This window comes from Mesorhizobium sp. P2_D1, from assembly GCF_056404455.1.
The window spans coordinates 1-576 of sequence record NZ_JBFUDZ010000191.1 but is presented as its reverse complement, the minus strand read 5'-3'; the positions used below and the strand labels follow the sequence as shown (position 1 = coordinate 576).

At 70.0% G+C, this 576-nt stretch carries 1 protein-coding gene; it reads right to left on the bottom strand.

Translation table 11 applies throughout. The annotated features are described in order from the left end of the window. Positions 1–576 (bottom strand): VCBS domain-containing protein (locus AC1D0I_RS32905; RefSeq protein ID WP_477400236.1); only part of this gene is annotated, 576 nt, incomplete at both ends.

Genomic DNA, 576 nt, shown 5'->3' with positions numbered 1-576 from the left:
CCACGGTGTCGGTATTGCCGCCGGCAACGACCACAGGCGCATCGTTGGTGCCGGTGATGGTGATGGTGACGGTCTCGGTCGCCGTCGCRCCCTTGTCGTCGGTGACCGTGGCGGTGAACGTCTGGGTGTCGCTGGCGCCCTCGGCCAGATGATCGGCCGCGCCCTGATCGAGCGTGAAGGTCCAGTTGCCGGCCGCGTCGATGGCGAACGCGCCATAGGTGCCCGTCGTCGAGCCGCTCCAGGCCGCCGTCGCGCCGTCGTCGACATCGGTCGACGCCAGCGTGCCGCTGGCCGCCGGATCGCCGGCGACAACCGCGCCGCTGTCCAGATTGCCGGCCTCGACCACGGTGTCGGTATTGCCGCCGGCAACGACCACAGGCGCATCGTTGGTGCCGGTGATGGTGATGGTGACGGTCTCGGTCGCCGTCGCRCCCTTGTCGTCGGTGACCGTGGCGGTGAACGTCTGGGTGTCGCTGGCGCCCTCGGCCAGATGATCGGCCGCGCCCTGATCGAGCGTGAAGGTCCAGTTGCCGGCCGCGTCGATGGCGAACGCGCCATAGGTGCCCGTCGTCGAGC